17 protein-coding genes are annotated in these 16,737 nt (G+C 59.1%); 13 read left to right on the top strand and 4 right to left on the bottom strand.

Annotated features, from left to right (window positions below):
* Both CER19_RS24835 and zapE read left to right on the top strand, forming a co-directional pair.
* Positions 1 to 1,356: a tryptophan--tRNA ligase gene (locus CER19_RS24835; RefSeq protein WP_116668338.1), complete on the top strand. Its 1,356-nt coding sequence runs from the start codon at positions 1 to 3 to the stop codon at positions 1,354 to 1,356.
* Between the two features lie 79 nt (positions 1,357 to 1,435).
* A complete protein-coding gene (gene zapE / locus CER19_RS24830) occupies positions 1,436 to 2,530 on the top strand; it encodes a cell division protein ZapE (RefSeq protein ID WP_116668337.1) in 1,095 nt (364 codons plus the stop codon).
* A 60-nt stretch (positions 2,531 to 2,590) separates the two neighbouring features.
* Here zapE and CER19_RS24825 read toward each other — a convergent pair whose 3' ends face one another.
* On the bottom strand, positions 2,591 to 2,833 hold the full coding sequence (locus tag CER19_RS24825) for a hypothetical protein (protein ID WP_116668336.1): 243 nt from the start codon (positions 2,831 to 2,833) through the stop codon (positions 2,591 to 2,593).
* 263 nt (positions 2,834 to 3,096) lie between these two features.
* On the bottom strand, positions 3,097 to 3,993 hold the full coding sequence (locus CER19_RS24820; RefSeq protein WP_178088129.1) for a GlxA family transcriptional regulator: 897 nt from the start codon (positions 3,991 to 3,993) through the stop codon (positions 3,097 to 3,099).
* A 244-nt stretch (positions 3,994 to 4,237) separates the two neighbouring features.
* On the opposite strand from CER19_RS24820, the gene CER19_RS24815 reads away from it, so the two are divergent.
* The gene (locus CER19_RS24815; RefSeq protein WP_116668334.1) at positions 4,238 to 5,374 is read left to right on the top strand and encodes an acyl-CoA dehydrogenase family protein; all 1,137 of its coding nucleotides are present in this window, start codon (positions 4,238 to 4,240) and stop codon (positions 5,372 to 5,374) included.
* 143 nt (positions 5,375 to 5,517) lie between these two features.
* Here CER19_RS24815 and CER19_RS24810 read toward each other — a convergent pair whose 3' ends face one another.
* Positions 5,518 to 6,558: an NADP(H)-dependent aldo-keto reductase gene (locus tag CER19_RS24810; protein WP_032893580.1), complete on the bottom strand. Its 1,041-nt coding sequence runs from the start codon at positions 6,556 to 6,558 to the stop codon at positions 5,518 to 5,520.
* 249 nt (positions 6,559 to 6,807) lie between these two features.
* Between CER19_RS24810 and rplM the strand changes: the two genes are divergently transcribed.
* The 8 genes from rplM to CER19_RS24770 all read left to right on the top strand — a co-directional run bounded on the left by rplM (position 6,808) and on the right by CER19_RS24770 (position 12,605).
* Positions 6,808 to 7,236 (top strand): 50S ribosomal protein L13, encoded by a 429-nt coding sequence (gene rplM, locus CER19_RS24805; RefSeq protein WP_003188508.1) that lies wholly within the window; start codon positions 6,808 to 6,810, stop codon positions 7,234 to 7,236.
* A 14-nt stretch (positions 7,237 to 7,250) separates the two neighbouring features.
* Positions 7,251 to 7,643, top strand: a complete 393-nt coding sequence (rpsI, locus tag CER19_RS24800; RefSeq protein WP_002555064.1) for a 30S ribosomal protein S9 — start codon at positions 7,251 to 7,253, stop codon at positions 7,641 to 7,643.
* 266 nt (positions 7,644 to 7,909) lie between these two features.
* The gene (gene petA / locus CER19_RS24795; protein WP_048724060.1) at positions 7,910 to 8,503 is read left to right on the top strand and encodes a ubiquinol-cytochrome c reductase iron-sulfur subunit; all 594 of its coding nucleotides are present in this window, start codon (positions 7,910 to 7,912) and stop codon (positions 8,501 to 8,503) included.
* Positions 8,503 to 9,714, top strand: coding sequence for a cytochrome bc complex cytochrome b subunit (locus tag CER19_RS24790; RefSeq protein ID WP_076964028.1), 1,212 nt, complete (start codon positions 8,503 to 8,505; stop codon positions 9,712 to 9,714). Before petA ends, CER19_RS24790 begins: the two co-directional genes overlap by 1 nt.
* Complete coding sequence (locus tag CER19_RS24785; RefSeq protein WP_116668333.1) at positions 9,714 to 10,493, top strand: cytochrome c1; 780 nt, start codon at positions 9,714 to 9,716, stop codon at positions 10,491 to 10,493. Before CER19_RS24790 ends, CER19_RS24785 begins: the two co-directional genes overlap by 1 nt.
* A 148-nt stretch (positions 10,494 to 10,641) precedes the next feature.
* A complete protein-coding gene (locus tag CER19_RS24780; protein WP_003188529.1) occupies positions 10,642 to 11,259 on the top strand; it encodes a glutathione S-transferase N-terminal domain-containing protein in 618 nt (205 codons plus the stop codon).
* A 17-nt stretch (positions 11,260 to 11,276) separates the two neighbouring features.
* Positions 11,277 to 11,696: a ClpXP protease specificity-enhancing factor gene (locus tag CER19_RS24775; protein WP_003188531.1), complete on the top strand. Its 420-nt coding sequence runs from the start codon at positions 11,277 to 11,279 to the stop codon at positions 11,694 to 11,696.
* Positions 11,697 to 11,855: 159 nt separating this feature from the next.
* Positions 11,856 to 12,605 carry a FadR/GntR family transcriptional regulator gene (locus CER19_RS24770; RefSeq protein WP_003188534.1) on the top strand — a complete coding sequence of 250 codons (750 nt, stop codon included), beginning with the start codon at positions 11,856 to 11,858 and terminating at the stop codon, positions 12,603 to 12,605.
* Positions 12,606 to 12,726: 121 nt separating this feature from the next.
* On the opposite strand, the gene CER19_RS24765 is transcribed toward CER19_RS24770, so the two are convergent.
* Positions 12,727 to 13,884 (bottom strand): phospholipase, encoded by a 1,158-nt coding sequence (locus tag CER19_RS24765; RefSeq protein WP_116668332.1) that lies wholly within the window; start codon positions 13,882 to 13,884, stop codon positions 12,727 to 12,729.
* A 233-nt stretch (positions 13,885 to 14,117) separates the two neighbouring features.
* Here CER19_RS24765 and kdgD point away from each other — a divergent pair, with 233 nt between their 5' ends.
* Together kdgD and CER19_RS24755 are read left to right on the top strand one after the other, a co-directional pair.
* Positions 14,118 to 15,029, top strand: a complete 912-nt coding sequence (gene kdgD, locus CER19_RS24760; RefSeq protein WP_003188537.1) for a 5-dehydro-4-deoxyglucarate dehydratase — start codon at positions 14,118 to 14,120, stop codon at positions 15,027 to 15,029.
* Between the two features lie 54 nt (positions 15,030 to 15,083).
* A complete protein-coding gene (locus CER19_RS24755) occupies positions 15,084 to 16,529 on the top strand; it encodes an aldehyde dehydrogenase family protein (RefSeq protein WP_116668331.1) in 1,446 nt (481 codons plus the stop codon).
* Positions 16,530 to 16,737 lie beyond the last annotated feature (208 nt).

Here is a 16,737-nt window from a genome sequence, read left to right as displayed (position 1 = left end):
ATGACGACCCGTACCCGTATCCTCACCGGCATCACCACCACCGGCACGCCGCACCTGGGCAACTACGCCGGTGCGATTCGCCCGGCGATCCTCGCCAGCGAAGACGCGAATGCCGATTCCTTCTATTTCCTGGCCGACTACCACGCCCTGATCAAGTGCGATGACCCGCAGCGCATCCAGCGCTCGCGTATGGAAATCGCCGCGACCTGGCTGGCCGGTGGCCTGGATGTGAACCGGGTGACCTTCTACCGCCAGTCGGACATCCCGGAGATCCCCGAGCTGACCTGGCTGCTGACCTGCGTTGCCGCCAAGGGCCTGCTCAACCGCGCCCATGCGTACAAGGCGTCGGTGGACAAGAACGTAGAAAACGGTGAAGACCCGGATGCAGGCATCAGCATGGGCCTGTACAGCTACCCGGTGCTGATGGCAGCTGACATCCTGATGTTCAACGCGCACAAGGTGCCGGTGGGCCGCGACCAGATCCAGCACGTTGAAATGGCCCGCGACATCGGCCAGCGCTTCAACCACCTGTTCGGCAACGGTAAAGAATTCTTCACCATGCCCGAGGCACTGATCGAAGAAAGCGTGGCCACCTTGCCGGGCCTGGATGGCCGCAAGATGTCCAAGAGCTACGACAACACCATCCCGTTGTTCACCAGCGCCAAGGATATGAAGGACGCGATCTCGCGGATTGTCACCGACTCGCGCGCGCCAGGCGAAGCCAAGGACCCGGACAATGCGCACTTGTTCACCCTGTACCAGGCGTTCGCGACCAAGGCCCAGGAAGCCCAATTCCGTGGCGAGCTGCTAGAAGGCCTGGGTTGGGGCGAGGCGAAGAACCGTCTGTTCCAACTGCTCGACGGCCAGCTCGGCGAAGCGCGCGAGCGTTACCATCAACTGATGTCGCGCCCATCGGACATGGAGGATCTGCTGCAGGTCGGCGCCAAGAAGGCCCGCGCTGTGGCGGCACCGTTCCTGGCCGAGCTGCGTGAAGCGGTGGGCCTGCGTTCGTTCGTCAACCAGGCGGCGGCGCCGGTCGCCACCAAGAAAAAAGCGGCGAAGTCTGCACGGTTTGTGAGCTTTCGTGAAGACGATGGCAGCTTCCGCTTCCGCCTGCTGGCCGCTGATGGCGAGCAATTGCTGCTGTCGCGCAACTTTGCCGATGGCAAAGCGGCCGGCGCGGTGACCAAGCAACTGCAAAGTGGTGATGCGCTGGACGTGCGCGCCGAGGCTTTGAGCTTCAGCGTATGGCTGGACGGCGCCGCAGTAGCTGACAGTGCGGAGTATGCCGATGAAGCATCGCGTGACGCGGCCATCGAAGCCTTGCGCGTTGCGTTAGCCCCCCTCGAGGATTAACCCGACCAAGGGTTGATTGCCATTATCCAGGGCCGTCGTTACAGTGTCGGCCCGTTTTTGTTGCCTTGCTAACGAAATTATGACGCCCCTAGAACGATATCAAGCTGATCTGAAACGCCCCGAGTTCTTCCACGACGCGGCCCAGGAAAATGCCGTGCGTCATTTGCAGCGCCTGTACGAGGACCTCGTAGCCGCGTCGCAAAGCAAGCCAGGGATGTTCAGCAAGCTGTTTGGCAAGAAAGACCACACGCCGGTCAAAGGCCTGTATTTCTGGGGCGGCGTGGGCCGGGGCAAGACTTACCTGGTAGACACCTTCTTTGAAGCACTGCCGTTCAAGGAAAAGGTGCGTACGCACTTCCACCGCTTCATGAAGCGCGTGCACGAAGAGATGAAAACCCTGCCGGGCGAGAAAAACCCGCTGACCATCATCGCCAAGCGTTTCTCTCAAGAGGCGCGGGTGATCTGCTTCGATGAGTTCTTCGTCTCCGACATCACCGACGCCATGATCCTTGGCACGCTGATGGAAGAACTGTTCAAGAACGGCGTGACCCTGGTGGCCACGTCGAACATCGTGCCCGATGGCCTGTACAAGGACGGCCTGCAGCGGGCGCGCTTCCTGCCGGCCATTGCGCTGATCAAGCAGAACCCCGATATCGTCAACGTCGACAGCGGCGTCGACTACCGCCTGCGTCACCTGGAGCAAGCCGAGCTGTTCCACTTCCCGCTCAACGAAGCGGCGCACGAAAGCCTGAAGAAAAGCTTCCGTGCGCTGACGCCGGAATGCACCCAGGCGGTGGAAAACGACAAGCTGATGATCGAGAACCGCGAAATCATCGCCTTGCGTACCTGCGATGACGTGGCCTGGTTCGAGTTCCGCCAGCTGTGCGACGGCCCGCGTAGCCAGAATGACTACATCGAGCTGGGCAAGATCTTCCATGCGGTGATCTTGAGCGGCGTCGAGCAGATGGGCGTGACCACCGACGATATTGCGCGGCGGTTTATCAACATGGTCGACGAGTTCTACGACCGTAACGTCAAGCTGATCATCTCGGCGGAAGTCGAGCTCAAGGACTTGTATACCGGCGGGCGCTTGAACTTCGAGTTCCAACGCACGTTGAGCCGTTTGCTGGAGATGCAGTCCCATGAGTTCCTGTCGCGCGGGCACAAGCCGTAAGCTGATGTGATCGCGATAAAAGGCCCGCAGCGATTGCGGGCCTTTTATTTTGGGTGCTGGTTAAAACATGATCTGGTTTTCAGCGTCCGGCGCCGCTTCGATGAGGGACTTTTGGCCACCCTCCACCTTGTAGGTCGCGCCGTCCGGGCCTTTAAAAATCACCGCCGAATTATCCTCCTCTTCCTCTTCCTTCCGTTTCCGCTTTTTGTTTACCTCTTCAGCCTGATTTTCCTTTGATGCACATGCGCCTGTCTCGCTCGCCTGCATAGCCGGGCTGAAAGAGCTGCTGCCTATGGATGACATGATTGAGTCTCCGTCCTAATTTGAGCCAAATGGATTTAGAAAAAGCCCTTTAAGATCTGCAACTCAGTCCGGCAGAAATAGACGACTTTTTCCTCGCTTAAAATGCCAGACGCCCAGCGCGCGGTGGATTCGCCTTTGTCCTGTCTAGCTGTAGGAATTGGAGGTCTCGCAGGCAAACATTGCCTAAGGCGGCAGAGGGTTTTCAGTTCGACCCTGCACCATTGCGGTATGGCAGGGTCGCTTTGCCTCGTCAGGGGCGGTATCTACGCAGCCTGTTGGAATTGTTGCCGGTATTGGTTCGGCGACAACTCCGTGTGCTGCCTGAACAACCGTGCAAAGAAACTCGCATCGTCGTAACCCACCTCGTAGCTGATGGTCTTGATGCTCTTGCGGCTGCCCGAGAGCAAGCCCTTGGCCGTTTCGATGCGTAGGCGCTGCAGGTAGTGCAGCGGCTTGTCACCGGTCGCGGTCTGGAAGCGGCGCATGAAGTTGCGGATGCTCATGCCGTGTTCCCGGGCGACGTCTTCAAAGCGGAATTTGTCGGCGAAGTGCTCTTCAAGCCAATGCTGGATTTGCAGAATGATCACGTCCTGATGCAGCTTCTGTCCGCCAAACCCGATCCGCCCCGGTGAATAGTTGCGCTGCACCTCATAGAGAATGTCGCGGGCCACCGCCTGGGCGATGTTGGCGCCGCAGAAACGTTCGATCAAGTAGATATAAAGGTCGCAGGCCGAGGTGGTGCCGCCGGCGCAATACAGGTTGTCGGCGTCCGTGAGGTGCTTGTCCTGATTGAGCTGCACCTTGGGGAAGCGCTCGCTGAAGGCATTGAAGAAGCGCCAGTAGGTGGTCGCCTCCTTGCCATCGAGCAGCCCGGCTTCGGCCAGCCAGAACACCCCGGTGGCCTCGCCGCAGAGTACGGCGCCGCGGGCGTGTTGTTCGCGCAGCCACGGCAGCACCTGAGGGTAGCGGGTGCACAGCGCATCGAAGTCGTCCCAGAAGGCCGGCAGCACGATGATGTCGGCGTCTTCGAGGCCGCCGTCCACCGGCATGATCACATCGCTGAAGCTGCGCACGGACTGGCCGTCGGGGCTGACCAAGCGCGTTTCGAACCCCGGGGTCAGGCCCAGGCCTTGCTGTTTGCCATGGCGCAGGCTGGCCAGATGGAAGAAATCCTTGGCTTGCATGAGGGTGGAAGCGAATACCCGATCAATGGCCAAAATGCTGACGCGCCGCAACGGCGTGGAGATTTGGTTAGACATAATTTCATTTATTCTTATAGGGGAAAGTGGTCACCAGACGGCTGGATCGTCTTATTTTTTGTCGCATGTGTCCAGTGTCCCGTGACGCCTTCGGGGCATAGGCTCTGTGGGCTCGTCCTTGTCCGACAATCCATGCAGGTGACCCATGATCCCCAGAACCTTGTTCAGCTCGGAGCACGAACTCTTCCGCGAGAGCGTGCGCACCTTCCTCGAAAAGCACGCCGTGCCCTTCCATGGGCAATGGGAAAAGCAGGGCTATATCGACCGTAACCTGTGGAACCAGGCGGGGGAGGCGGGCATGTTGTGTTCCCACCTGCCAGAGGAATATGGTGGGCTGGGCGCGGACTTTCTCTATAGCGCGGTGGTCATCGAAGAAGTCAGCCGCCTGGGTTTGACCGGCATCGGTTTTTCCCTGCATTCGGATATCGTCGCGCCGTACGTCCTGCATTACGGTAGTGAAGCCCTGAAGCACAAGTACCTGCCCAAGTTGATCTCCGGGGAGATGGTCACGGCCATTGCCATGACCGAGCCAGGCGCTGGTTCCGACCTGCAGGGCGTCAAGACCACAGCGGTTTTGGAGGGTGATGAGTACGTGATCAACGGCTCCAAGACCTTTATCACCAACGGCTATCTGGCCGATCTGGTGATTGTCGTCGCCAAGACCGACCCCAAGGCCGGCGCCAAGGGCACCAGTCTGTTCCTGGTGGAAGCCGACACGCCGGGCTTCGACAAGGGCAAGCGTCTGGAAAAAGTCGGCATGAAGGCCCAGGACACCTCGGAGCTGTTCTTCCAGGATGTGCGCGTGCCCAAGGAAAACCTGCTGGGCCAGGCGGGCATGGGCTTTGCCTACCTGATGCAAGAGTTGCCGCAAGAACGCCTGACCGTGGCGATTGGCGCGCTGTCCTCAGCCGAAGCGGCGTTGCAGTGGACCTTGGACTACACCCGTGAGCGCAAGGCGTTCGGCAAGGCGATTGCCGACTTCCAGAATACCCGGTTCAAGCTGGCGGAGATGGCCACCGAGATTCAGATTGGCCGCGTGTTTGTCGATCAGTGCATGGCCTTGCATCTGGAAGGCAAGCTGGACGTGCCCACGGCGGCGATGGCCAAGTACTGGGCCACCGACCTGCAATGCAAGGTGCTCGATGAGTGCGTGCAGTTGCATGGCGGCTACGGCTTCATGTGGGAATACCCGATTGCCCGGGCCTGGGCGGATGCGCGGGTGCAGCGCATTTATGCGGGGACCAATGAGATCATGAAGGAGATCATTGCGCGGGCGCTTTGATGTTTGGTGCTCTTGATTGATCGTTCCCACGCTCCGCGTGGGAACGCCTCATGTGACGCTCTGCGTCACGACTCTGAAAGCGGACGCAGAGCGTCCAAGGCGGCATTCCCACGCAGAGCGTGGGAACGATCAGTGCGGGTCAATCAAGGCGCTGGATTCGGATGATCCTTCTGAATCGCCTCAATCCCTTCCAACACTTCTTTCGACAATTTCAGATCGGCACTGGCGATGTTGCTGTCCAGTTGTTCCAGCGATGTGGCGCCAATAATATTGCTGGTCACAAACGGCTGCTGCGTCACAAACGCCAGCGCCATCTGCGCCGGGTCCAGGCCATGTTCCCGCGCAAGAGCCACATATCGGCTGCACGCCGCTTCCGATTGCGGGTTGAAGTAGCGGCTGAAGCGGCTGTACTCGGTCAGGCGCGCCTTGGCCGGGCGAGCGCCATTTTCGTACTTGCCACTGAGCATGCCGAACGCCAAAGGCGAATAGGCCAGCAAGCCGCACTGTTCACGAATGGCAACTTCCGCCAGGCCCACTTCAAAGCTGCGGTTGAGCAGGTTGTAGGGGTTCTGGATCGACACTGCACGCGGCCAGCCGCGGGCTTCGGCCAGGGCCAGGAACTTCATGGTGCCCCACGGCGTTTCGTTGGACAGGCCAATGTGGCGGATCTTGCCGGCCTTCACCTGTTCATCCAAGGCTTCAAGCGTTTCCTCCAGTGGGGTGAGGTCGTCTTCGTCCTTGTGCTTGTAGCTCAACTGGCCGAAGAAGTTGGTGCTGCGCTCCGGCCAATGCAGTTGGTAGAGGTCGATCCAGTCGGTCTGCAGGCGCTTGAGGCTGGCGTCGAGGGCTGCGCCGATGTGCTTGCGGTTGTGGCGCAGGTGGCCATCGCGGATATAGTCGATGGTGTTGCCGGGGCCGGCGATCTTGCTGGCAAGGACCCAGTCGGCGCGGTCGCCACGGCTTTTGAAGTAGTTGCCGATGTAGCGTTCGGTGGTGGCGTAGGTGTCGGCCTTGGGCGGCACCGGGTACATTTCCGCGGTGTCGAGGAAGTTGATCCCCGCGGCCTTGGCCCGTTCGATCTGCGCGAAGGCCTCTGCCTCGCTGTTCTGCTCGCCCCAGGTCATGGTGCCCAACGCGATCGCGCTGACATTCAGATCGGTGCGGCCCAGCTGTCGGTAATCCATCGGGTACTCCTTCGGGGAAAACAATCATAAAAGCAGGTTGAATTTTTTTTCGCAATCTGCATAATTGCCCACCTCTTTCTGCAGTGGAAGTGATGCGCCGCCTGCCGAAGAATCTTGCCGTTGAACGGACGCGCCGACCCGAGCCCCCGATAGCGTCTGTATCCGGCTGCCTTTGACCTTGTCAAAGTACGCACTATTCAGTAAGATCCGCCGTCTAAATTTACAGGCGGCCCCTGAGGCTATTAAAGAATGACAACTTTTACTGCAAAACCGGAAACAGTTCAGCGCGACTGGTTTGTCGTCGACGCCGCTGGTCAGACCCTGGGTCGTCTGGCCACTGAAGTCGCCAGCCGTCTGCGTGGCAAGCACAAGCCTGAATACACCCCGCACGTTGATACCGGCGACTACATCGTCATCATCAACGCTGAGCAGGTTCGTGTAACCGGCAACAAAGCAAGCGACAAAATGTACTACCGTCACTCCGGTTTCCCAGGCGGTATCAAGTCTTCCAACTTCGAAGGCCTGATTGCCAAGAAGCCTGAAGCCCCGATCGAAATCGCGGTCAAAGGCATGCTGCCTAAGGGCCCACTGGGTCGCGATATGTTTCGCAAGCTGAAAGTCTATGCGGGCGCTGTACACCCTCATGCTGCTCAGCAGCCCCAAGAACTGAAGTTTTAACGGAATAGTTCATTATGTCGGCGACTCAAAATTACGGCACTGGCCGTCGCAAAACCGCAACCGCACGCGTTTTCCTGCGTCCGGGCACTGGTAACATCTCGATCAACAACCGCTCCTTGGACAACTTCTTCGGTCGCGAAACTGCCCGCATGGTAGTTCGTCAGCCGCTGGAATTGACCGAGACCGTTGAAAAGTTCGACATCTACGTCACCGTTATCGGTGGCGGTGTAAGTGGTCAAGCTGGCGCAATCCGCCACGGTATCACTCGCGCTCTGATGCAGTACGACGAAACCCTGCGTGGCGCTCTGCGCAAAGCTGGCTTCGTGACTCGCGATGCTCGTGAAGTTGAACGTAAGAAAGTCGGTCTGCGTAAAGCGCGTAAGCGTCCGCAGTACTCGAAGCGTTAATTCGCTTTACGTTCCACAAAAACGCCCAGCCTCCTCACGGAGCTGGGCGTTTTTTATTGCCTGCGATTTATGCACATTTTTCGCCGTGACAACTTGCCACATCCGTAGACCCCCTATACTACAAGGCCTGGAGGCGGAGCCCCGGGCAATTCCCTTGTCATACGTGGGGCTTTTCATTACCATCCGTCAAAATTTTTATAAGTAAAGATTCAACACTTAGTAGACGCCTGATTTAACAGGCCAAAAAGCTGATGGGAGAGGACTGAATGAGCAATGACGGCGTGAATGCAGGCCGGCGTCGCTTCTTGGTAGCAGCCACATCCGTGGTGGGTGCTGCAGGAGCGGTGGGGGCTGCGGTCCCGTTCGTGGGGTCATGGTTTCCCAGTGCCAAGGCGAAAGCCGCAGGTGCACCGGTGAAGGTGAATATCAGCAAGATCGAGCCAGGCCAGCAGATGATTGCTGAATGGCGCGGCCAGCCGGTTTTCATTGTTCGTCGTACCGAGGAAATCCTGGGGAATCTGAAGAAGATCGAAGGCCAGCTGTCTGACCCGACATCCGAAAAGTCCGACCAGCCCGCCTACGCCAAGAACGAAGCGCGTTCGATCAAGCCAGAGATTCTGCTGCTGGTTGGTCTTTGTACCCATCTGGGTTGCTCACCTACCTTCCGCCCGGAAGTGGCGCCTGTCGATTTGGGCAAAGACTGGGTCGGCGGTTATTTCTGCCCGTGCCACGGTTCCCACTATGACCTCGCGGGCCGCGTCTACAAATCCCAGCCCGCGCCCCTGAACCTGCCGGTTCCTCCTCACAATTACGAATCTGACGACATCATTGTCATTGGCCTCGACAAGGAGAACGCGTGATGAGCAAGTTCATGGATTGGGTGGATGCGCGCTTCCCCGCCACTAAAATGTGGGAAGACCATCTCAGCAAATATTACGCGCCGAAAAACTTCAACTTCTTCTACTTCTTCGGCTCCTTGGCCCTGTTGGTGCTGGTCAACCAGATCGTCACCGGCGTGTGGTTGACGATGAGCTACACGCCGTCGGCGGAAGAGGCGTTTGCCTCTGTCGAATACATCATGCGTGACGTCGAGTACGGCTCGATCCTGCGCCTGCTGCACTCCACCGGCGCATCCGCGTTCTTTATCGTCGTCTACCTGCACATGTTCCGCGGCCTGCTCTACGGCTCGTACCAGAAGCCTCGTGAGCTGGTGTGGGTCTTCGGCATGTTGATCTACCTGGCGCTGATGGCCGAAGCCTTTATGGGCTACCTGCTGCCTTGGGGCCAGATGTCGTACTGGGGCGCCCAGGTGATCATCTCGCTGTTCGGCGCAATCCCGGTGATCGGCAACGACCTGACCCAGTGGATTCGCGGTGACTACCTGATCTCCGGCATCACCCTGAACCGCTTCTTCGCCTTGCACGTGGTGGCCTTGCCAATCGTGATCCTGGGCCTGGTGGTATTGCATATCCTGGCGCTGCACGAAGTGGGTTCCAACAACCCGGATGGCGTGGACATCAAGAAGCACAAGGACGAGAACGGCATCCCGCTGGATGGCATTCCGTTCCACCCGTACTACACCGTGAAAGACATTGTCGGCGTGGTTGTGTTTCTGTTTGTGTTCTGCTCGATCGTGTTCTTTTTCCCGGAGATGGGCGGTTATTTCCTGGAGAAGCCCAACTTCGAACAGGCCAACGCCTTCAAGACACCTGAGCATATTGCCCCGGTCTGGTACTTCACGCCGTTCTACGCGATCCTGCGCGCGATCCCCGACAAACTCATGGGCGTGATCGCCATGGGCGCGGCCATCGCGGTGCTGTTCGTGCTGCCATGGCTCGACCGTAGCCCGGTCAAGTCGATGCGCTACAAAGGCTGGCTGAGCAAGATCTGGCTGTGGGTGTTCTGCATTTCGTTCGTGATCCTGGGTGTATTGGGCGTATTGGCGCCTACCCCTGGACGGACGTTGCTGTCGCAGGTCTGCACCTTCCTGTACTTCGCCTACTTTATTCTGATGCCGTTCTATACCCGGCTCGAGAAGACCAAACCGGTTCCGGAAAGGGTGACTGGCTGATGAAAAAATTACTCGTTGCATTCGTGCTTGCGGCACTGCCGCTACTGTCCTTCGCCGCCGAACATGGCGCAGAGCTGGAAAAAGTCGATATCGATGTGTCTGACAAAGCCGCCATGCAGGATGGGCTGCGTACATTCACCAACTACTGCATGGGTTGCCACAGCGCCAAGTTCCAACGGTATGAGCGCGTTGCCGATGACCTGGGCATTCCCCATGAAGTGATGCTCAGCCACGCGGTGTTCACAGGCGCCAAGATCGGCGACCACATGAACATCGGCATGCAACCGGCCGACGCAAAAACCTGGTTCGGCGCCGCACCACCCGACCTCACCCTGGTGGCCCGTGTACGCGGTACCGACTGGCTCTACGGTTACCTCAAATCCTTCTACGAAGACCCTGCGCGCCCCTATGGCGTGAACAACAAAGTCTTCCCGAACGTCGGTATGCCCAACGTTCTGGTCGGCCTGCAGGGGCGCCAGGTGGTAGGATGCAAGCAGGTTCAGGTCGTTGAAGGCGGCAAGAAGCAATATGATCCGTTGACCGGCACGCCGCTCACCCATGAAGCGTGCGATCAACTGACCATCGTGCCCAAGACCGGTACGCTGAACGAAGAGCAGTTCGACGAGAAGGTCAAGAACCTGGTGACCTTCCTGGCCTACTCGGCCAACCCGGTCAAACTGCAACATCAGCGCATCGGTACCTACGTCTTGCTGTACCTGGCTTTCTTCTTCGTATTCGCTTATTTGCTCAAGCGTGAATACTGGAAGGATGTGCATTGATCCAACCGTAAGCAATTGCTGTTAATCTTGCGCGCCCAGCGGCATCTCTGAACACGTAGCGCCGGTTTGAACCGGACGTTACTGAGATGCTCTCTGGGCGCGCTCGTTTTTGAGCTTTCGATAATTTCAACAAGCGAGGAGGACCGCCATGGGCGTGACCAATCGGTTGGCCTGTTACTCCGACCCCGCCGACCACTATTCCCACCGAGTACGCATCGTGCTCGCAGAGAAGGGTGTCAGCGCCGAGATCATCAGTGTGGAGGCGGGCCGTCAGCCGCCGAAGCTGATCGAAGTGAACCCTTACGGCAGCTTGCCCACCCTGGTCGATCGTGACCTGGCGTTGTGGGAGTCGACCGTGGTGATGGAATACTTGGATGAGCGTTACCCTCATCCGCCTTTGCTGCCGGTGTATCCGGTGGCGCGTGCCAACAGCCGCCTGCTGATCCATCGGATCCAGCGTGACTGGTGCGGGTTGGTGGATGTGATCCTGGATTCGCGTTCCAAAGAAGCCGCTCGTGTGCAGGCGCGCAAGGAATTGCGCGAGAGCCTCACCGGCGTTTCGCCGTTGTTCGCCGATAAACCTTTTTTCCTCAGTGAGGAACAAAGCTTGGTGGATTGCTGCCTATTACCCATACTCTGGCGCTTGCCGATTCTGGGTATTGAACTGCCACGGCCGGCCAAGCCGTTGCTTGATTACATGGAGCGCCAGTTTGCGCGTGAGGCTTTCCAGGCAAGTCTGTCTGGTGCCGAACGCGATATGCGCTAAGGCTTAAGGAGCCGTTGATGAACTCCAGTCGACCTTACCTGGTCCGCGCGCTCTATGAGTGGATTGTGGACAACGATTGCACCCCGCACATGCTGGTCAATTCCGAATTTCCTGCGGTTCAGGTACCCCAGGGTTTTGCCAGTGACGGGCAAATTGTGCTGAACGTATCGCCCAGTGCCGTGCGCCACCTGCACATGGACAACGAAGCGGTAAGCTTCGAAGGGCGTTTCGGCGGTGTGCCCCATACGCTGTTCGTGCCCATCGGTGCCATCCTCGGGATCTACGCCCGGGAAAATGGCCAGGGCATGGTGTTCGATCTGGAGTCGCCTTTAGAGGATGACGAAACGATCGAAGGCGAAGACGGTGATGATGTACCGCCACCGGATGCCGAGCCACCGCGCCCCAGCGGTCGGCCGAGCTTGAAAGTGGTGAAGTAGGCGGATTTCGCTTACAGCGCCATCTGAAAAATGCCCCGACATCTGTCGGGGCATTTTTTTTGCTTGAAGGATATGGATGAAAGTCGCGCCAGAACGGTGATCGTACAACCGCCATGGGCTATGATGCGGTCTTTAGTTCGTCGAGAAAGATGGTTCATCATGGAAAACGCCAGCGCCGCCCCACGTCTTCCCCGCAAGCGCCGCAGCCTTGCCCAGGAATTGGTCACGGTGTTGTCCGAGCAGATCCGCGATGGCCAGCTCAAACGCGGCGACAAGCTACCCACCGAGTCGGCGATCATGGACGCCCATGGCGTCAGCCGTACGGTGGTGCGCGAAGCCATCTCGCGGTTGCAGGCAGCAGGGCAGGTGGAGACTCGCCACGGTATCGGCACCTTCGTGCTGGACACGCCAAGCCCCAGCGGTTTTCGCATAGACCCGGCCACCGTGGTGACCTTGCGTGATGTGCTGGCGATTCTGGAGCTGCGTATCAGCCTGGAAGTGGAGTCTGCGGGCCTTGCTGCCTTGCGCCGCAGTGACGAGCAACTGGCGGCCATGCGTGCGGCCCTCGATGCCTTGAATGAAAGCGCGGCCCACGCTGGCGATGCGGTGGCGTCAGACTTTGCCTTCCACCTGGAAATTGCACTGTCTACCGGCAACCGCTACTTCACCGACATCATGACCCACCTGGGCACCAGTATCATTCCACGCACGCGCTTGAACTCTGCGCGGCTGGCCCATGATGATCAACAGCACTACATGAGCCGCTTGAGCCGCGAACACGAAGAAATTTATGAGGCGATTGCTCGCCAGGATTCGGATGCGGCGCGTGCGGCCATGCGCCTGCACTTGACCAACAGCCGTGAGCGGCTGCGCCATGCCCATGAAGAGGCAGAGGCGCAGCGCGGTTGAGGTTTGCCCATATCCCGTGTGGGAGCTGGCTTGCCCGCGATGGTGGCGTGTCAGTCACTGAGTTTGTTACTGAACCTCTGCATTCGCAGGCAAGCCAGCTCCCACATTTGTCCGCGTCTATTTAGCTGGCGGGTTGGTTTGGCTTGTAGTCCTTAAGCAGCAAGTACGTACTCCACCCCCACCAATCATTGGTCCAGTGCTTGTCGTTCAAATCGTTGACATCCTTGCGCCGCAGCACCTTGTCCCCCTCCATCTTGAACAGCGGCGAGAAGTTATTCGCCGGGTTTTGCGCGGCGTTCAGGTCGGGCACATACAGCGGTGCCTTGAACTCAGCCGGGGAGGGTGCGATGCCGCTGATGAAGGTTTCGAAGATTTCATCCGCCGAGGCCTGTACCGCCCGTTTGACCTGCACGCGATTGTCGGCGTCGATGCTGTCGAAGTAGCGCTTGTCGCCGTAGGCATGCCACTGAGCGCCCATGGCATTGCGCACCTTGAGCCCGAACTTGCTGTCTTCATCGTGCATGAAGCGGCTGATCAGCGAGCCGAGTTCTCCAGGCGTCACCACCGCTGCCAGTTGTTTGCGTGGTACCCGCAGGTGGCCGGCGGAAAACAGGTCGGTCAAAAAGTGATCGGCAAAGCTGTTCATGGCGTAGGCCAGTTCCAGGGCCTGGTCGGTGCCGGTCTGATGGGCCACCACCGCCTGTTGCAATGCTGCCGTATGACCGGCCAAGTAGGCGGACAGGGCCCATTCACCGAAGTGGTCGGCGTTGTCCGCTGCCAGCTTCAGGTAGCGGCCCAGTGGCACGAGGGCCGAAACAGCACTGCCGCCGCCGGTAATGCGGTTCCACTCCTCGGACAACGTATCACCCAGGGCGTCATAGGCTTCGTGCGGCTGTTTGCCGTCCTTGATCGCCTGGTTGACGGCGTTGATCTCCTTTTGCATCACCGCCAGGATCTTCCGCGCTTCTTCCCGCGAAGCAGGCAACACGGCAAGGGAGTTGAAGGCCGCGGTGAAGCGTTGCACGCGCTCGGCCGGGGAGTTGCCATCGCTGATCGGTTGGCCGGGGATGCCATAGAAGTCGCCGCCCAGGGCGATCACTTGGCCATAGGTCAGCGCGAGCCCGTTAGGCAGGTGCAGTTCGACTTGGCGCGCAGGAATGGCCGGGGCGTCCTTGACGAAGCGAAGCAGGGTGTCATCGCCGATGGCGGTGTGCTCACCGCCTTCGAAGCGCAGGGTAGGCGGGTTTTTTTCGGGTGCTGCGAGTTCAAGACCTGACATGTTAGCTCCTTGCTATGTCGTAGGAATCTTCCGTGATAGCTGTATATGGATACAGTTATTTGAATCATAGGTGAGAAATTTCCTACGTCAAGAGCCGCGTCTTAAGCCTTTGCAGGATTACGCCGGATGAATTGCAGTTGACGAATTTATTTATAGTTGTACGATGACGTACGACATCACCAAAACCAACAACAACCTTTCGTTAGAAAGTCTTCGCCCAGGGTGTTCGAATAATGAATCCACAAGAACTGAAGTCCATCCTCTCCCACGGTCTGCTGTCTTTTCCGGTAACCGATTTCAACGCCCAGGGTGATTTCCACCAGGCGGGCTACATCAAGCGCCTGGAATGGTTGGCTCCTTATGGCGCCAGCGCCTTGTTCGCCGCAGGTGGCACAGGTGAGTTTTTCTCCCTGGCTGCCAGCGAATATTCCCAGGTGGTGAAAACCGCCGTGGATACCTGTGCGTCCAGCGTGCCGATCCTGGCCGGTGTGGGCGGTGCTACCCGCCAGGCCATTGAGTACGCCCAAGAGGCCGAACGCCTCGGCGCCAAAGGTTTGCTGCTGCTGCCGCACTACCTCACCGAAGCCAGCCAGGACGGGGTTGCCGCCCACGTTGAAGCCGTGTGCAAGTCGGTCAAGATCGGCGTGGTGGTGTACAACCGCAATGTCTGCCGCCTGACCGCACCGCTGTTGGAGCGCCTGGCCGAGCGCTGCCCGAACCTGATCGGCTACAAGGATGGCCTGGGTGATATCGAGCTGATGGTGTCGATCCGCCGTCGCCTGGGCGACCGTTTCAGCTACCTCGGTGGCTTGCCGACCGCAGAGGTTTACGCCGCGGCCTACAAGGCCCTGGGCGTGCCGGTGTACTCCTCGGCGGTGTTCAACTTCATCCCCAAGACGGCGATGGATTTCTACCACGCCATTGCCCGCGAAGATCACGCCACCGTCGGCAAGATCATCGACGACTTCTTCCTGCCGTACCTGGATATCCGTAACCGCAAGGCCGGTTACGCGGTGAGCATCGTCAAGGCCGGTGCGAAAATCGTCGGTTATGACGCAGGCCCGGTGCGCACGCCACTGACCGACCTGCTGCCGGAAGAGTACGAAGCCCTCGCCGCGCTGATCGACAAGCAAGGCGCGCAATAAATTATCCACAAGGCCGCTGAGCAATCAGCGGCCTTTTGCGTCAGGAGAAGATTCGTGTCCCAAGCAAAGCGTTTTGAGAACTACATCAATGGCCAATGGGTAACCGGCGCCGACTACTGCACCAACATCAACCCGTCGGATGTGTCCGACGCCATTGGCGAATACGCCAAAGCCGACGTGGCCCAAGTCAACGCGGCCGTCGACGCAGCGCGCGCCGCGTTCCCGGCGTGGTCCACCTCCGGTATCCAGGCGCGTCACGATGCGCTGGATAAAGTCGGCAGCGAGATTCTCGCCCGTCGTGAAGAACTCGGCACCCTGCTGGCCCGCGAAGAGGGCAAGACCCTGCCTGAAGCCATTGGCGAAGTGACCCGCGCGGGCAATATCTTCAAATTCTTCGCCGGTGAGTGCTTGCGCCTGTCAGGCGATTACGTGCCTTCGGTGCGCCCGGGCGTCAACGTTGAAGTGACCCGCGAAGCCCTCGGTGTGGTGGGTCTGATCACCCCGTGGAATTTCCCGATCGCCATCCCCGCGTGGAAAATCGCCCCGGCCCTGGCCTACGGCAACTGCGTGGTGATCAAGCCTGCCGAACTGGTGCCGGGCTGTGCCTGGGCCTTGGCGGAAATCATCTCCCGCGCCGGTTTCCCCGCCGGTGTGTTCAACCTGGTGATGGGCAGTGGCCGTGTGGTCGGCGACGTGCTGGTCAACAGCCCGAAAGTCGATGGCATCAGTTTCACCGGGTCTGTGGGCGTTGGGCGTCAGATCGCCGTCAGTTGTGTATCGCGCCAGGCCAAGGTGCAGTTGGAAATGGGTGGCAAGAACCCGCAGATCATTCTCGACGATGCCGACCTCAAGCAGGCTGTCGAGCTGTCGGTACAGAGTGCGTTCTACTCCACCGGCCAGCGTTGCACTGCGTCGAGCCGCCTGATTGTTACTGCCGGGATTCACGACCAGTTTGTCGCGGCGATGGCCGAGCGCATGAAGTCGATCAAGGTCGGCCACGCTTTGAATAGTGGCACCGACATTGGCCCGGTGGTGTCCCAGGCCCAGTTGGACCAGGACATGAAATACATCGACATCGGCCAGAGCGAAGGCGCCCGGCTGGTGAGTGGTGGCGGCCTGGTCACCTGCGACACCGAAGGCTATTACCTGGCGCCCACACTGTTTGCCTACAGTGACGCGGCGATGCGCATCAGCCGTGAGGAGATCTTCGGCCCGGTGGCCAACGTGGTGCGCGTGGCCGACTACGAGGCCGCGCTGGCCATGGCCAATGACACCGAGTTCGGCTTGTCGGCCGGCATTGCCACCACCTCGCTCAAATATGCCAACCACTTCAAGCGCCATTCCCAGGCCGGGATGGTGATGGTCAACCTGCCGACGGCGGGTGTGGACTACCACGTTCCATTCGGTGGCCGTAAGGGCTCATCCTACGGTTCGCGTGAGCAGGGTCGCTATGCGCAAGAGTTCTACACCGTGGTGAAGACCAGCTACATCGGTTCGTAACACGCAGCCCCTCGTTATCGGAGGGCGGCTTCCCTGTAGGAGCGAGCTTGCTCGCGAAAAACTCAAATTCACCGCGTGCGTCCTGAATGCCCGCGTAATTGTTGACGTCTTTCGCGAGCAAGCTCGCTCCTACAGGGAAGCCGCCCTCCGATAACGAGGGGCTGCGTGTTACGAACCGATGTAGCTGGTCTTCACCACGGTGTAGAAC

It is taken from the genome of Pseudomonas sp. GL93 (assembly GCF_003408955.1).
In the GTDB taxonomy this organism is placed as follows: domain Bacteria; phylum Pseudomonadota; class Gammaproteobacteria; order Pseudomonadales; family Pseudomonadaceae; genus Aquipseudomonas; species Aquipseudomonas paracarnis.
This window is presented reverse-complemented; position numbering and strand designations above follow the sequence as displayed.

What these genes read in the sequence shown, in the direction of transcription:
- CER19_RS24825 (WP_116668336.1), bottom strand. Translation starts at nt 2,833, where the DNA reads ATGTCATCCATAGGCAGCAGCTCTTTCAGCCCGGCTATGCAGGCGAGC.
- CER19_RS24765 (WP_116668332.1), bottom strand. Translation starts at nt 13,884, where the DNA reads ATGTCAGGTCTTGAACTCGCAGCACCCGAAAAAAACCCGCCTACCCTG.
- CER19_RS24780 (WP_003188529.1), top strand. Translation starts at nt 10,642, where the DNA reads ATGGGCGTGACCAATCGGTTGGCCTGTTACTCCGACCCCGCCGACCAC.
- rpsI (WP_002555064.1), top strand. Translation starts at nt 7,251, where the DNA reads ATGTCGGCGACTCAAAATTACGGCACTGGCCGTCGCAAAACCGCAACC.
- CER19_RS24775 (WP_003188531.1), top strand. Translation starts at nt 11,277, where the DNA reads ATGAACTCCAGTCGACCTTACCTGGTCCGCGCGCTCTATGAGTGGATT.
- kdgD (WP_003188537.1), top strand. Translation starts at nt 14,118, where the DNA reads ATGAATCCACAAGAACTGAAGTCCATCCTCTCCCACGGTCTGCTGTCT.
- zapE (WP_116668337.1), top strand. Translation starts at nt 1,436, where the DNA reads ATGACGCCCCTAGAACGATATCAAGCTGATCTGAAACGCCCCGAGTTC.
- petA (WP_048724060.1), top strand. Translation starts at nt 7,910, where the DNA reads ATGAGCAATGACGGCGTGAATGCAGGCCGGCGTCGCTTCTTGGTAGCA.
- CER19_RS24770 (WP_003188534.1), top strand. Translation starts at nt 11,856, where the DNA reads ATGGAAAACGCCAGCGCCGCCCCACGTCTTCCCCGCAAGCGCCGCAGC.
- rplM (WP_003188508.1), top strand. Translation starts at nt 6,808, where the DNA reads ATGACAACTTTTACTGCAAAACCGGAAACAGTTCAGCGCGACTGGTTT.
- CER19_RS24810 (WP_032893580.1), bottom strand. Translation starts at nt 6,558, where the DNA reads ATGGATTACCGACAGCTGGGCCGCACCGATCTGAATGTCAGCGCGATC.
- CER19_RS24815 (WP_116668334.1), top strand. Translation starts at nt 4,238, where the DNA reads ATGATCCCCAGAACCTTGTTCAGCTCGGAGCACGAACTCTTCCGCGAG.
- CER19_RS24785 (WP_116668333.1), top strand. Translation starts at nt 9,714, where the DNA reads ATGAAAAAATTACTCGTTGCATTCGTGCTTGCGGCACTGCCGCTACTG.
- CER19_RS24835 (WP_116668338.1), top strand. Translation starts at nt 1, where the DNA reads ATGACGACCCGTACCCGTATCCTCACCGGCATCACCACCACCGGCACG.
- CER19_RS24790 (WP_076964028.1), top strand. Translation starts at nt 8,503, where the DNA reads ATGAGCAAGTTCATGGATTGGGTGGATGCGCGCTTCCCCGCCACTAAA.